This is a genomic window from Atrimonas thermophila, assembly GCF_045864955.1.
Lineage (GTDB): Bacteria > Atribacterota > Atribacteria > Atribacterales > Thermatribacteraceae > Thermatribacter > Thermatribacter velox.
This window is the reverse complement of record NZ_AP028803.1, coordinates 1,572,492-1,585,956: the sequence shown is the minus strand read 5'-3', so window position 1 is coordinate 1,585,956 and position 13,465 is coordinate 1,572,492. Positions and strand designations below refer to the sequence as shown.

The 13,465-nt window shown below is 46.5% G+C and carries 12 protein-coding genes; 11 read left to right on the top strand and 1 reads right to left on the bottom strand.

The features are described 5' to 3' along the window. The first annotated feature begins 50 nt into the window (after nt 1-50). The gene (locus tag ACKTT1_RS08410) at nt 51-269 is read left to right on the top strand and encodes a NifU family protein (protein ID WP_412709242.1); all 219 of its coding nucleotides are present in this window, start codon (nt 51-53) and stop codon (nt 267-269) included. A gap of 29 nt (nt 270-298) precedes the next feature. Here ACKTT1_RS08410 and ACKTT1_RS08405 read toward each other — a convergent pair whose 3' ends face one another. Further along, complete coding sequence (locus ACKTT1_RS08405) at nt 299-1,054, bottom strand: formate/nitrite transporter family protein (RefSeq protein WP_412709241.1); 756 nt, start codon at nt 1,052-1,054, stop codon at nt 299-301. A 153-nt stretch (nt 1,055-1,207) separates the two neighbouring features. On the opposite strand from ACKTT1_RS08405, the gene ACKTT1_RS08400 reads away from it, so the two are divergent. The 10 genes from ACKTT1_RS08400 to ACKTT1_RS08355 all read left to right on the top strand — a co-directional run bounded on the left by ACKTT1_RS08400 (nt 1,208) and on the right by ACKTT1_RS08355 (nt 13,463). After that, on the top strand, nt 1,208-1,849 hold the full coding sequence (locus tag ACKTT1_RS08400; RefSeq protein WP_412709240.1) for a corrinoid protein: 642 nt from the start codon (nt 1,208-1,210) through the stop codon (nt 1,847-1,849). 109 nt (nt 1,850-1,958) lie between these two features. Beyond that, nucleotides 1,959-3,653, top strand: a complete 1,695-nt coding sequence (locus ACKTT1_RS08395; RefSeq protein WP_412709239.1) for a formate--tetrahydrofolate ligase — start codon at nt 1,959-1,961, stop codon at nt 3,651-3,653. A 60-nt stretch (nt 3,654-3,713) separates the two neighbouring features. Further along, nucleotides 3,714-4,703, top strand: a complete 990-nt coding sequence (locus ACKTT1_RS08390; protein WP_412709238.1) for an FAD-dependent oxidoreductase — start codon at nt 3,714-3,716, stop codon at nt 4,701-4,703. A gap of 6 nt (nt 4,704-4,709) precedes the next feature. Beyond that, a complete protein-coding gene (locus ACKTT1_RS08385; protein ID WP_412709237.1) occupies nt 4,710-6,125 on the top strand; it encodes a 4Fe-4S binding protein in 1,416 nt (471 codons plus the stop codon). A 5-nt stretch (nt 6,126-6,130) separates the two neighbouring features. Beyond that, a complete protein-coding gene (locus ACKTT1_RS08380; RefSeq protein WP_412709236.1) occupies nt 6,131-6,517 on the top strand; it encodes a hydrogenase iron-sulfur subunit in 387 nt (128 codons plus the stop codon). Further along, on the top strand, nt 6,514-7,164 hold the full coding sequence (locus ACKTT1_RS08375; protein ID WP_412709235.1) for a methylenetetrahydrofolate reductase C-terminal domain-containing protein: 651 nt from the start codon (nt 6,514-6,516) through the stop codon (nt 7,162-7,164). Before ACKTT1_RS08380 ends, ACKTT1_RS08375 begins: the two co-directional genes overlap by 4 nt. Further along, the gene (locus ACKTT1_RS08370) at nt 7,161-8,087 is read left to right on the top strand and encodes a methylenetetrahydrofolate reductase (RefSeq protein ID WP_369018824.1); all 927 of its coding nucleotides are present in this window, start codon (nt 7,161-7,163) and stop codon (nt 8,085-8,087) included. The genes ACKTT1_RS08375 and ACKTT1_RS08370 overlap by 4 nt, the downstream gene beginning before the upstream one ends. Then, nucleotides 8,080-8,574, top strand: a complete 495-nt coding sequence (locus ACKTT1_RS08365) for a 4Fe-4S dicluster domain-containing protein (RefSeq protein WP_369018825.1) — start codon at nt 8,080-8,082, stop codon at nt 8,572-8,574. The genes ACKTT1_RS08370 and ACKTT1_RS08365 overlap by 8 nt, the downstream gene beginning before the upstream one ends. Further along, on the top strand, nt 8,564-13,048 hold the full coding sequence (locus ACKTT1_RS08360; RefSeq protein ID WP_369018826.1) for an FAD-dependent oxidoreductase: 4,485 nt from the start codon (nt 8,564-8,566) through the stop codon (nt 13,046-13,048). The genes ACKTT1_RS08365 and ACKTT1_RS08360 overlap by 11 nt, the downstream gene beginning before the upstream one ends. Next, the gene (locus ACKTT1_RS08355) at nt 13,041-13,463 is read left to right on the top strand and encodes a hydrogenase iron-sulfur subunit (protein ID WP_412709234.1); all 423 of its coding nucleotides are present in this window, start codon (nt 13,041-13,043) and stop codon (nt 13,461-13,463) included. Before ACKTT1_RS08360 ends, ACKTT1_RS08355 begins: the two co-directional genes overlap by 8 nt. Nucleotides 13,464-13,465 lie beyond the last annotated feature (2 nt).

The window sequence follows — 13,465 nt, the reverse complement described above, 5'->3', positions numbered from 1 at the left end:
AGTTGAGGCTTCTGGTTTTACTTGACAGAATGTAAAAGGGGGTTCGTTTCATGAAAGAACGTGTTGAGAAAGCGCTGGAAAAGGTGAGGCAGTATCTTCGCTTTGAAGGTGGAGACGTGGAATTGGTGGATATTGAAGATGGCGTAGTAAAGGTGCGCCTTAAGGGAATGTGCAGTTCCTGCCCCATGTCCTATATAACCTTGAAGGATGGCATTGAACGGGTTGTGAAAGAAGAAGTTCCCGAAGTAAAATCGGTTGAAGCGGTTTAGAGTCTTTATAGAAAGGGGCTGTGAGCATTTCAGCCCCTTTCTTTGAGCCAGTACAAAAGGCTTACCATTACCACTCCGCCCACTATGTTGCCCAAGGTTACCGGTACTAAATTATGTGCGATACCTGAGAGGGTAACTGGTGTACTGCTTTTATGTAAATAGTTCTGGGCGAACGCACCTGCTGAGAGAAAATACATGTTGGCCACGCTGTGTTCATAGCCGAGCGCTACGAAGGTAGCAATTGGTCCAGGAATAACCAGTAAACGGGTAAGATTGTTTTCTGCATAAATGCATAACAATACTGCAAGACATACCAGCCAGTTGCAGAGTATACCTCTTGCGAAAGCTTGGGTGAAGGGAATCTGGGTTTTAGTGAGTGCTATTTGGTATGCGCGCTGCGCTATCACTCCTCCGCCTGTGTTGAAGAGGCCGGTTGAAGCATAAAGAATGGCCAGAAAGACGGATCCTGCAAAATTGCCCAGATATACCAGTCCCCAGATTTTAAGGGTTTGTATGACGTAATTCTTGAAGGTGAAGCAAGAATAGCTCAGCAAGGAATGTCCGGTAAACAGTTCTGCTCTTCCCAGTACAACCAGAATCAGTCCTACCGAAAAAACTATCCCTCCTAAAAGCTGTTTGATCCCGGTCGCAAGGTCAGCAGTAGTAACCAGGGTGAATAGTTGGGAAGCAAAGCCTATGTAGGCGCCTGCCAGAATAGCTCCAACAAGAAGAGACAGGTAGTTTTTCTGAAATTTGTTTTCGCACCAACTGTGGAGAACATCCATTACTCAAACCTCCTTACTGTTGATTCTGGTTACAATTTATTAAATGATAATATAATTTTTTTATAAAATCTAAAAAATTATGGTTTTTTAATTGGTAATTTGCTACAATTAAATTTAGAGGGCTAATATTTTAGAGAGGGAGGGCAAAAGAGGATGAGTGACATTCTTGACCAAATTGCCAAGGAATTGTTTGCAGGTAATGCGAAGGCAGTGAGCGAACTAACCCAGAAAGCGCTTGATGAAGGTTTTTCTCCTCAAGAGGTTCTCAATGGTGGCTTAATAAAGGGCATGAACCAGGTAGGAGAAAAGTTCAAAGCCAACGAGATTTATGTTCCAGAAGTGTTAATTGCTGCTCGAGCCATGAAAGCAGGCATGGAAGTTTTGAAGCCCAAACTTGCAGAGACCGGCGTTGAGCCAGTAGCCAGATTTGTGATTGGCACCGTCAAAGGAGACTTACATGATATCGGCAAGAACCTGGTAGCTATGATGATGGAAGGTGCAGGATTTGAGGTTATCGATCTGGGCATCGATGTTCCCGCTGAAAAGTTCATCCAGGCTATCAAAGAGCACAAACCTCAACTGGTTGGTATGTCAGCTCTACTCACCACCACTATGATTCAAATTCGAGAAAATCTGAAAGCCTTTCAGGAAGCCGGAGTAAGGGACCAGGTTAAGGTTATGGTTGGTGGTGCACCGGTTACCCAGAAATTTGCTGACGAGGTTGGTGCTGATGGGTATGCACCGGATGCTGCATCGGCAGTTGACAAAGCGAAGGAACTTTTAGGTTTAAACTGAATTGCCAACAAAGAGGGAGGGCGCGTTCTCTCCCTTTCCTTTCGTCAGGTAATAATTAAGTGATTTATTAAAAGCTATCTTTAATAATTTATGTAAGGGAGGGTAACAGATGTTAAGTGACTTGGAAATTGCCCAGCAGGCTTCGATGAAACCCATCGTTGAAATTGCCAGGGAAGCGGGGATTGAAGAGGATGACATTGAGCTTTATGGCAAATACAAAGCAAAGGTATCTCTGGAAGTGCTTAAAAAACTTAAAGATAGGCCGCTTGGCAAATATATTGATGTAACTGCCATAACACCCACACCTCTCGGTGAGGGAAAAACCGTTACCACCATAGGCCTTTCCATGGCCCTGAATAAAATTGGCAAAAAAAGCATCGTCTGCATCCGGCAACCTTCACTGGGTCCAGTCTTTGGCATCAAGGGAGGCGCTGCTGGCGGTGGTTATTCCCAGGTTGTGCCTATGGAGGATTTCAACCTTCATCTAACTGGGGATACCCACGCCGTTGCCGCGGCACACAATTTGCTGGCTGCTTTTATTGACAATCATTTGCTTCACGGGAATGAGCTGAACATTGATCCTTTCACTATAAGCTGGCCCCGGGTAGTGGATATAAGCGATCGGGCGCTCCGTAAGATTATTGTAGGTTTGGGTGGCAAAACGAATGGGATACCGCGAGAAAGTAGCTTTGATATTGCAGTGGCTTCTGAGGTAATGGCCATTCTGGCCCTGACTACTGATATTTTTGATTTGCGCAAGCGCCTGGGCAGAATTGTAGTAGCCTATAACGAACGCAAGGAGCCAGTTACTGCCGAAGATCTCAGATGTGCTGGTGCTATGACGGTCTTGATGAGAGACGCTATCAAGCCAAATCTTTTGCAAACTCTGGAAAATACTCCCTGTTTTGTCCATGCAGGGCCTTTTGCCAACATAGCCCATGGCAACAGCTCTATCGTTGCTGATCAGATTGCTCTGCGTCTTGCTGATTATGTAGTTACCGAGAGTGGCTTTGGTGCGGATTGTGGAATGGAAAAGTTCATGAATATCAAGTGTCGCTACAGTGGTCTGCGCCCTGATTGCGTAGTTATGGTGTGTTCCATTCGTGCCCTCAAGATGCACAGCGGCAAATACAAAGTGATTCCTGGAAAACCTCTGGATCCAGGAATTCTGGAAGAAGACATCGATGCCCTGGTGAAAGGATCGGAGAACCTTATCAAACAAATTGAAAATGCAAGGCTATTTGGCGTCCCGGTTGTAGTGGCCATCAACGTCTTTTCAACAGATACTGAACGCGAGATAGAGACGGTTAAGAAGATAGCCCTTGATAACGGAGCCTTCAGAGCCTGTGTTTCCGAAGTTTGGGCCAAAGGTGGAGAAGGGGGCAAGGAACTTGCCGAGGCAGTAGTAGAAGCCTGTGATGTACCGAGTAACTTCGATTTTCTTTATCCTCTGGATATACCAATCAAAGATAAAATTGAAATCATAGCTACCAAGATATACGGTGCAGATGGTGTGGTTTATGAACCGGAAGCCGAGAAAAAGATAGCTCGGTATACGGAATTGGGTTGGGATAAATTGCCTATCTGCATGGCCAAGACCCATCTTTCTCTCTCGCATGATCCAAAGCTTAAAGGTCGTCCGCGTGGTTTTAAACTTCCCATCAAGGATATCCGGCCTTCCATTGGAGCAGGTTTTCTTTATCCTCTTTGTGGTGAGATGCGTACCATGCCCGGACTGCCTTCTCGACCAGCAGGCATGAATGTAGATATTGACTCTGAAGGCAGAGTTGTCGGTTTATTTTAGCGATGTTATATTTTGTGAAGCAACCGAATTTCACTATTTGGGGATGGGTGGTAGGAGAACTTGGAGTGTGATTTTTTAATAGTTGGCGCTGGACCAGCAGGTCTTGCTGTAGGAAAAAAACTCAGTGCTTATGGCAGGGTGCGGCTTCTTGAAAAAAACGACACGGTGGGAGGCCTGGCTGCTACTCTGGGATGCAAAGCGCACCAGCAATGTCTTTACTGTGGTATTTGCAGAAATGTAGATTTGAGCAGACAGATTGGGGATTTGCGGTCTCTGGTGCTCTACCCCAGGGATATCTTAAAAGTGACCCGCTTTGATGCAGGGTTTCAGGTTGCCACCAATTGCGAAGAGATAAGGGCTAAATATGTCGTTATCGCTTCGGGGGCGGAACCTTTTGATGCCCGAAAGGTACCCAGCCTGGGTTATGGTAGGTTGGAAGGTGTTCTTTCCGGTCTGGATGTTGAACGCAGTATGAATGATGGCAGGGTATTTGAACTCTTTCCACCACAGGGTAGAGTGGCCTTTATACAGTGTGTTGGTTCGCGCAATTTTAAAGAAAAACGAGGTTACTGTTCGCAGATTTGTTGCCGTTATGCTCTGAGGGCCCTTGATTTTTTGCGTTACTTTTTGCCAGGTCTTGAGTTCACAATGTTTTATATGGACCTCCAGATTTTTGGCGCCAAAAGTGATTATCTCTGGGAAGTAGCACGTAATAAGGTGTCGTTGATACGCTCCATACCTTTCAGGGTGGAAGGTGAAAATGGAAGTTTGGAGGTTTTCTACGAAAACGAGCGTGCCAAGGTAATTAAGGAAAAATTTGACCGGGTGGTCCTTTCCATAGGTCTATCTCCGGGGAGTTCAACCAAAAATTTGGCGCGGATTTTTGGTCTTGAACTCGATGAATGGGGGTTTATTAGAAATTTTGGAGGAGGTAGAACCAGCAACCCGGGTGTTTTTGTATGTGGCACTGCGGGAGGCCCCAAAGATGTGGAAACTACCATTTTTGAAGCTTGTCAGGTGGCGGAAAATATACTTGAGATAGCGGGATGATGGGAATTGAAAAAGATACTTGTATTATTTCGTCCTGAATACGAGCGCGTGAAGCCTTTGCTGGACGCTATCAGTGTTTTCTCAGAAGAGTTAGATTTACGGATTTCTTCCTGGACGGAGTGGTCAACCGGGAGGAAGATTGATGTTAAAAACTTTGAAAAAGTGTTTTTGCTGGTTGACGACATTGAATCCAACCTTGAGCTATTGTCCGAATTTTGTGAGGTAACAGAAGACCTTAGCCAGTTTAGGATTTTTGGGATTCCGAAAGATGCGGCTTCACCTCGGTTGGTTGCCCGCTGGAAAGATTATTTCCAGGAAGAACTGGCTTTGGAATACCCCTTTCCGGTTAAGGCTGTTCTTTTGAAGCCAGAGAAAAAAGTTTTAATTGTTGCTGAAGGAAATAAGAACACGGAAGGAGTGGAAAGAGCCCTTCGCGAAAAAGGGATACCCTTTTTTGTGAGCAGAGAAAAGGTAACTCTTTATCGGGAGGGAATTAATTTTAAGCTTCTCCACTCTCCGTATAGCGAGACGTGCTTCGGAGCGATAATTTTTTTGCCGGAAAGGAAAACGCTTTCCTTTGCATTTCCCCAAGAGGTAGAGGATACGGGAAGAGCATTCTTCTTAGAAGAATTATCGAAGAGGTATAGCCATCGTCATTTCTGGAAAAAGAACGTTGCCTTTCTGGTGCACGAACTTGCTTCTCCCCAGCAGTGGAGGGAGGCTTTTTCCTGGGCTACTCGCATTCGCCGGGATTTTTGTTCGGAAGTGCTCTTTCTGTGCGAACAGGTTGGTGTTGCACTGGAGAATTCAGAGCTTGCTTATCGGGAAGCGAGGCAAAGTGGAGTCCGCTTTGAAAAAGTTCGATTTGAGAACCTTTCCTGTCGGGCTACCGAGAGCATGCAACAAATTATTCTAAACTTTATTGCAGAAAAGGACCGACGTGAAGTTTCTTGCGTGGTGGACTGGCTTATTGTTGTGCCTTCTTTTGAGGTTCAGCCTGTGGCATTAGATGAATATATCACTGACTATGCAAGCTTAAGGGTTGTTTCGCCTCCTAACCCGGTGATCGACAAGTATTCCACTTGCTGGAGAGGGGTTTTTTGTGCTCCTTTGGAGGAGACGGGTAAAGAGTGGAGATATCTGGCACATTCGGTGGCTCAATATCTGGAGAAAGCACAACTGAAACTCAAAGAACGTGGTTCTGTTGATGAAGAGAAATGTGTGCTTTGTTTAACCTGTTTGCGTTCCTGCCCGTTTGGAGCCGTGAAAATAGAAGGAAGAAGTAAACGCAAAAAAGCCATGATAGATTGGGCTCTCTGTCAGGGATGCGGTGTTTGTGCTTCTCTGTGTCCTGCCGGTGCTATAGAAATCTTGGATTGCAAAAACGGCCAGTATATCTTTGGTCCTCGTTGGCGAGGTTGATTGATATGAAGCTGGTAGCTCTTGGTTGCGAAAGGAACGGGTATCCAGCGCTTTTGCGCTATTTCGAGAACGCTTCCTTGCCATCAGGCTGGGAGTTGAAGGAGCTTTCTACAATTCCCTGTTTGGGTTTTATCAAGGAGGAGACACTTTTTACTATCCTGGGAGAGGACGTCGATGCTTTGTTGCTCGCTGGTTGTCCGCTGGATGCTTGTAAGAACATACGGGGCAGTGATATAGCCTTGCGCAGGACATTAAGAGCCAATGCCCTGCTTGAGGAAGCGCAGATTTACAAGAAGGTGGTTCTGGCTTTAGTCACTCCTGATAAGATCGGTGAAGTGCGGCGGGCGCTTACCGAGATATCTACCTTTTTTGGAGGGTCAGACAAACAATGATTGTTGGTGAAAGAAAACCCCTTCCTGAGATATTGAAGCTTTTAGATGGCTTTAAGAGAGTTCTGGTTCTGGGTTGTGGGACCTGTGTTGCTGTTTGTATGTCGGGTGGCGAAAAAGAGGCTAAAGAACTTGCTGCCCTGCTGAGACTTAAAGGCTTTGAGGCCTGGAGTGCTACGGTGGAGAGACAGTGCGAGGTAGAGTTCAACAGACTGGTTGGAGAGGAAGTCGAAAAGGCAGAAGCAGTTCTTTCTCTGGCCTGTGGAGTGGGAGTACAAGCTCTGGCAGAGCTCTATTCCCAGAAAATGGTTTATCCTGCTTTAAACACCACATTCATGGGTTTGCCCGTCGAACAAGGTTTGTGGGAGGAACGTTGTGCCGGTTGTGGTGATTGTCTGCTCCACCTTTTTGGAGGTATCTGTCCGGTGACGCGCTGTGCAAAAAGCCTTTTAAATGGTCCCTGTGGTGGTTCCAAGGGTGGAAAGTGCGAAGTAAGACCGGAACGCGATTGTGCCTGGCAGCTTATTTTTGAGAAATTTAAGTCTTTGGGCAGGGTGGAAGAGCTTTTGCGGATTGAGCCCCCCAAGGATTGGTCATATTCGAGGTATGGTGGACATCGCAAAATGGTAAGAGAGGATGTCAGACTGTGAGCTGGTTACAGAGAGTGCTTCAGGAGGGTCATTTTGCGGTTACCTGTGAAATTGGACCGCCCAAAAGCAATGATTCCTCGGTAATTACCAGGAAATGTGAACAGGTAAGGGACTTTGTTGACGCGGTGAATGTAACTGATAATCAAACTGCCATTGTGCGGATGTCAAGCTTTGCCAGTTGCCTGATTGTTTCCCGCCAGAAAGTGGAGCCGGTCATGCAGATGGTGTGTCGAGACAGGAACCGGATTGCTTTACAAAGTGATTTCCTGGGGGCTTGTGCGCTGGGGATAGAGAATTTTCTCTGTTTAAGCGGAGACCATCAGAGCATGGGAAATCACCCTCAAGCGAAAAACGTTTTTGATGTGGATTCAATACAGCTTTTGCAAATTTTGAAAAACATGCGTGACCAGAAAGTTTTTCAAAATGGTGAACCTATCAAAGGAGAAATCAGAGCTTTTCTGGGAGCAGGGGCAAACCCCTTCGCTGACCCTCTTGAGTTGAGGGTGTTGCGTTTGGCCAAAAAGATTCAGGCTGGAGCTCAGTTTATCCAAACACAAGCGATTTTTGACCTGGAAAGGTTTGCAAAATGGATGGAGGAAGTGAGGGAGTGGGGCTTACATGAGAAGGCTTTTATTATGGCTGGGGTGATTCCCGTTAAGTCTGTTCGGGCTCTGGAATACATGAAAAAGGAAGTACCTGGGCTTGAAATACCCGATTATTACCTGGAAAGAATGCGCCAGGCCAGAGACCCCAAGGAGGAAGGCATAAAGATTTGTGTGGAAATCATCAACGAAGTACGAAAGATAGAGGGAGTAAGTGGTGTGCATATTATGGCTATTGCCTGGGAAAGCATTGTTCCTGAAATTGTAAAAAGGTGTGGTCTCTATCCAAGACCCCCAAGAGAGGTAAGAGAAAATGAGTGAGGCAAAAGTTTTTGATTATCAGTTCAAGTATCGGGTTGCTTCTCGCCCTGGGGGCGAAGGTTTGCTTTCCTGTTTTGCCTGTGGAGTTTGTACAGCGGGTTGTCCGGTGAGCGAGGTTGAGGGGGATTTCAATCCGCGCCGCATCATTCATCAGATTTTGCTTGGTGAACAGGAAGAGCTTTTGCAGTCGGAATACATATGGCTGTGTGTAGGCTGTTATCGTTGCACTGCCCACTGCCCGCAGGATGTTGAATTTACCAATCTTTTGAAGGTTCTGCGGGAGCTTGCTGTAGAGGAGGGCACCGTTTCTGCAGAATGGAAAAAAGTGGTTGACGAGGTCGACCGCAGGACTCAAGAGCTGCGACGAGCGCTTATCAAATATCTGTGGAACAAAGGCATCAATTCTCTGGAAGAGTTCGAGAGGTTTTATCGAGAAGAAATTGCCAAGCTGGGTTGGGTTGAAGGAGAGGGTAGCAATGCACGGTAAAAGCCGAGGCAGTGTGATGGTGGTTGGAGGAGGCATAGCAGGCATTCAGAGTGCACTGGACCTGGCTAATGCAGGCTTTAAGGTTTATCTGGTCGAGGATTCAACCGCTATTGGAGGCCTTATGGCAAGGTTAGATAAAACCTTTCCAACCAATGACTGTGCAATGTGCATTCTCTCCCCAAAGCTCGTTGACTGCGGTAGGCACCTGAACATAGAGGTTATTTCCTGTGCCAACCTTGAGTCCGTTGAAGGGGTACCCGGTGATTTTCGGGTCAAGGTCAGGCGCAAGCCTCGCTATATTGACCCTTTAAAGTGCACTGGATGTGGTGATTGTGCAAGAGTTTGTCCGGTGAATTTGCCGAACGAATTTGAGGGTGGTTTGAGTGAGAAAAAAGCCATTTACCGTCTTTTCCCTCAGGCTTTTCCCAGTGCTTTTGCAATTGAAAAACGAGGTTTGCCCAACTGTCAGGCAGCTTGTCCTCTGGAACAGAAAGCCCAGGGTTATGTAGCACTGATTCGAGAAGGAAGGTTTGAAGATGCCTTGCAAACAGTGCGAATGGATAATCCTTTTCCTGGAATTTGCGGACGAGCTTGCCATCACCCCTGTATGGAGGACTGCCAGCGTAGCGTGCTTGATGAAGCAATTGGCATTCCTTACTTAAAGAGATTTTTAGCAGATTATGAGGTTAAAAATGGTTTAAAGCCTGTTTCGAACCAAAAAGAGAACAAAGGTAAAAAGGTAGCGATTGTTGGAGCTGGTCCCAGCGGGCTCAGCTGTGCTTACTTTTTGGCCAGAGAGGGCTATCAAGTCTGTGTTTACGAAGCTAAAGAGCAGCCTGGGGGGATGATGCATTACGGTATACCTCCCTATCGCTTACCACGCGAAGTTGTGCAATATGAAATTGAAATCTTAAAAGACTTGGGAGTCCAGTTTATTTTTGGCAAGGCCTGGGGTAGAGATTTTACGATTGAAGACCTTTTCAAAGAGGATTATGCTGCCCTGTACATTGCCTGCGGAGCCTGGCAAACTATGAAGCTGGGTATCGATGGAGAAGACTATCCTGAGGTCATGGATGGTCTTGATTATCTGGTTAGAGTCAACAGCACTCAAAAAGTGCCTTTGGTTGAGGAGGTCGTGGTTATTGGTGGGGGTAACGTGGCTATCGATTGCGCACGTTCTGCTTTGCGTAAGGGTGCTAAGAAAGTTTCCATTTATTACCGACGTTCCCGAGAAGAAATGCCAGCGAGGGCGGAGGAAATAGAGGAAGCGATAGAAGAGGGAATAGAGTTTTACTTCTGCGCAGCACCCAAGAGATTTGTGAAACGAAACGGGAAAGTGGTGCTGGAGTTCAATGCAGTTCGTTTGTGTGCTCCCGACGCTTCAGGAAGAAGAAAACCAGAAATCATGCCCGATGTAGTATATGAGGTGACAGCAGACCTTTTCCTGGTAGCCATTGGCCAGCGAGTAGATATACCCGAGAAGAGCTTAGAGCGCACCAATTGGGGGACTATCAAAGTTGATGAAACTATGCAAACCTCCGTTGAAGGTGTTTTTGCCGGAGGTGATGCAGTGCTTGGTCCAGCTACGCTGGTTGAAGCCATTGCTCATGGAAAAAGAGCTGCTCAGGCCATTGATGCTTATCTTCAGGGAAGGGGACTTCAAAGTTTTGAAAAACGCAAAGCTCCCATTACCATACCCTGGCGGGAGCCGAAGAAGCCTCGAGTCAGGATGAGAAAGCTGAGTCCCCAGGAGAGAATCCGGGGATTTTATGAAGTGGTCAAGGGTTACACCGAAGAAGAGGCCAAAGAAGAAGCTCGACGCTGTCTTTCCTGCGGTGGTTGTTCAGAGTGTATGCAATGTGTCGCTGCCTGCCAGCGGGAAGCAATTATACATGAAGACTCTGAAGAGCTTTTAGAGATTCCGGTTGGTGCAGTTGTTTTCGCAAGCGGTGCTTCGGTTTTTGATCCTGTAAAGCGCTATAGAGAGCTTGGATATCGAAAATTCGCTAACGTCATCACCAGTTTAGACTTTGAGCGGATATTGAGTGCTTCTGGTCCCACTCAGGGCAAGGTGGTTCGTCCTTCAGACGGTAAGGTACCTCGCAAGATTGCTTTTGTGCAGTGCGTGGGTTCGAGAGACGTGGAGCGTGGTAAACCTTATTGCTCTGCTGTTTGCTGTATGTATGCCATTAAGGAAGCTTTGGTGGCCAGAGAACACCTGCTTATTGAAGCAAGAGAAGAAGCAGCAGTGTGTGGGTGTGGAGTAAACACCGTTGTCCATGGCTCCGAAAAGAGACCTGATGCTGAGGGTTCACAGCTGGATGTAACCATTTTTATGATTGATATGCGTTCGCCGGGAAAAGATTTTGAACGTTACTTTGAACGTGCCAAAGAGGAAGGCATCCGTTTTGTAAGGAGCAAAGTGGGCAAGGTAGAGGAGCTCGACAACGGGGATTTGAGGGTTTACTTTGTTGACGAAAGTGGTCATCTTCAGGAGGAAATCTTTAACTTGGTAATTCTTTCGGTGGGTTTTGAGGCCTCACCTTTAAATCAGGAAATGTTTCGTAGAGCAGGGATAGCGTTGCAAGAGAACGGGTTTCCATATACTGACCCACTTGATAAAACGCTAACTGCGCGAGATGGCATTTTCGTTTGTGGTACAGCAGGAGGCCCTAAGGATATACCTGAAACTGTGGTTGAGGCAAGTGCGGCAAGTTGTAATGTTTCTTCTTTGTTAAGTGAAGCACGTTTTTCGGAAATTACTTACAAGCAATATCCCCCGGAGCGCAACGTAGAGATTGAGCCGCTGAGAATAGGAGTTTTCGTTTGCCATTGTGGCATTAATATTGGAGGTGTAGTGAACGTAAAAGAAGTGGTTGACTGGGCTAAAGATTTACCCGGAGTGGTTTATGCTGAAGAGAACCTATACACATGCTCGCAGGATACCCAGGAACGAATGAAGCAAAAAATTATGGAACTGGGTATCAATCGAGTAGTGGTAGCTTCCTGCTCTCCGAGAACACACGAATCTCTTTTCAGGGAAACCTTACGAGAAGCAGGTCTTAACCCCTATCTTTTTGAAATGGCTAACATTCGGGACCAGTGTTCCTGGGTGCATCAGAGGACACCTCAAATGGCTACTGAGAAAGCCAAGGAACTGGTTTCTATGGCAGTGGCCAAAGTTTCTCTGAAACGGCCCCTACAACCAGCTCTGCTTCCGGTTGAAAAAGCGGTTTTGATTATAGGTGGTGGCTTGAGCGGGATGACTGCGGCTTTAGAGGCTCGTAAGCAGGGAATAAAAGTTTTTCTGGTGGAAAAAGAGCCGGAACTGGGTGGTTATGTTGCCCGGTTTGAACGCTGGTTGACGCCCTTTGGTGAAGAAATTACTGAGAGGATTCATGAGCTCAAAAATAAGGTTTTGGAAGATCCAGAGATAGAAGTGCTGCTAAACACCCGGGTTGTAGAAGTGAATGGTTTTGTGGGTAATTTTGAATCTCTGGTTATGGTCAAGGATACCGAGAGAAGGATCAAGCATGGTGCCGTGATAGTTGCCACAGGGGGTCTTGAGTATCTTCCTCAAGAAGGTGAATTTGGCTATGGCTTGAGCCCGCGGGTTATACTTCAATCCGAACTTGAGCAGAGTCTTGAAAAGGGTTCTTTCTCTCCTGCAAGGGTAGTGATGATCCAGTGCGTGGGTTCCAGAAACGCAGATCACCCCTGGTGTAGCCGAACCTGCTGTTCGAGGGCTATTCGCAATGCTTTGCGATTGAAAGAAATGAACCCCGAGATAGAGATTTTCATTCTTTACCGGGACATCCGGACTTTTGGTTTTCTGGAAGAGCTTTACCGCAGAGCCCGTGAAATGGGCATTGTTTTTGCTCGTTTTGAGGACGATAAGCCTCCTCAGGTTTTGGTAGATGGAGAAAAAATTGTTGTTAAGGCTTTTCTTCCGCTTTTGGGTGAGGAGGTACTTTTCGCTCCGGACCTGGTGGTGCTCTCCAATGGTGTTGTTCCCCAGGTTGGAAACCAGGAACTTGCCAAAAAACTGAAAGTGCCTTTAAACCAAGATGGGTTTTTCCTGGAAGCCCATGTGAAATTGCGACCGGTTGATTTCGCTACTGATGGTATCTTTGTTTGTGGCCTGGCTCATAGCCCGAAGTTTGCTCATGAATGTGTTCTGCAAGCTAAAGCAGCCGTTTCTCGCATGATGACTGTGTTGAGCAAAGAACAAATTACTTCTGAAGCTGAGGTGGCTTTTGTAGAGGAGCGGAAATGTACTGGTTGTGGTGACTGTGAGAAGCTGTGCCAGTTTGGTGCTGTAAAAGTAAATCCTGAGAAAAAAGTTGCCGAAGTTAACCTGGCTCTTTGTAAAGGTTGTGGTTTGTGCAGTGCTTCCTGCAAAAGCAGTGCGATTAAAGTTCAGGGCTTTGCTCCTGAGCAGGTCATGGCGGAGGTGGAATATCTTTATGAGTGAAGGATGGGAACCCAAAATAGTGGCCTTTCTCTGCCACTGGTGTAGCTATGCAGGTGCTGATTTAGCGGGAGTGAGTCGTTTTCAGTATCCTCCCAATATTAGAGTTATCAGAGTTCCCTGTTCGGGGGCAGTTAATCCACTTTATATTCTTAAGGCTTTACGAGAAGGAGCAGATGGGGTGCTGGTTTCTGGTTGTCATCCAGGAGATTGTCACTATATTGGGGGCAATTATTTTGCACGCAGGAAATTTCTGGTTCTTAAGGAGATGCTCAAATGGTTTGGCATCGAGGAGGAAAGAGTGCAATTTTCCTGGGTTTCAGCCTCTGAAGGTCAGAAATTCTCTAAGGTGGTAGAGGAAGTGGTGGAAAGCGTTAAGAAGGTTGGTCCTGCATCCCGATTGGTAAAGGAGTTTTGAGC

Excerpts from the sequence above, each read along its gene's own strand:
- ACKTT1_RS08410 (WP_412709242.1), top strand. The coding sequence starts at position 51 with ATGAAAGAACGTGTTGAGAAAGCGCTGGAAAAGGTGAGGCAGTATCTT.
- ACKTT1_RS08405 (WP_412709241.1), bottom strand. The coding sequence starts at position 1,054 with ATGGATGTTCTCCACAGTTGGTGCGAAAACAAATTTCAGAAAAACTAC.
- ACKTT1_RS08400 (WP_412709240.1), top strand. The coding sequence starts at position 1,208 with ATGAGTGACATTCTTGACCAAATTGCCAAGGAATTGTTTGCAGGTAAT.
- ACKTT1_RS08395 (WP_412709239.1), top strand. The coding sequence starts at position 1,959 with ATGTTAAGTGACTTGGAAATTGCCCAGCAGGCTTCGATGAAACCCATC.
- ACKTT1_RS08380 (WP_412709236.1), top strand. The coding sequence starts at position 6,131 with ATGAAGCTGGTAGCTCTTGGTTGCGAAAGGAACGGGTATCCAGCGCTT.
- ACKTT1_RS08375 (WP_412709235.1), top strand. The coding sequence starts at position 6,514 with ATGATTGTTGGTGAAAGAAAACCCCTTCCTGAGATATTGAAGCTTTTA.
- ACKTT1_RS08365 (WP_369018825.1), top strand. The coding sequence starts at position 8,080 with ATGAGTGAGGCAAAAGTTTTTGATTATCAGTTCAAGTATCGGGTTGCT.
- ACKTT1_RS08360 (WP_369018826.1), top strand. The coding sequence starts at position 8,564 with ATGCACGGTAAAAGCCGAGGCAGTGTGATGGTGGTTGGAGGAGGCATA.
- ACKTT1_RS08355 (WP_412709234.1), top strand. The coding sequence starts at position 13,041 with ATGAGTGAAGGATGGGAACCCAAAATAGTGGCCTTTCTCTGCCACTGG.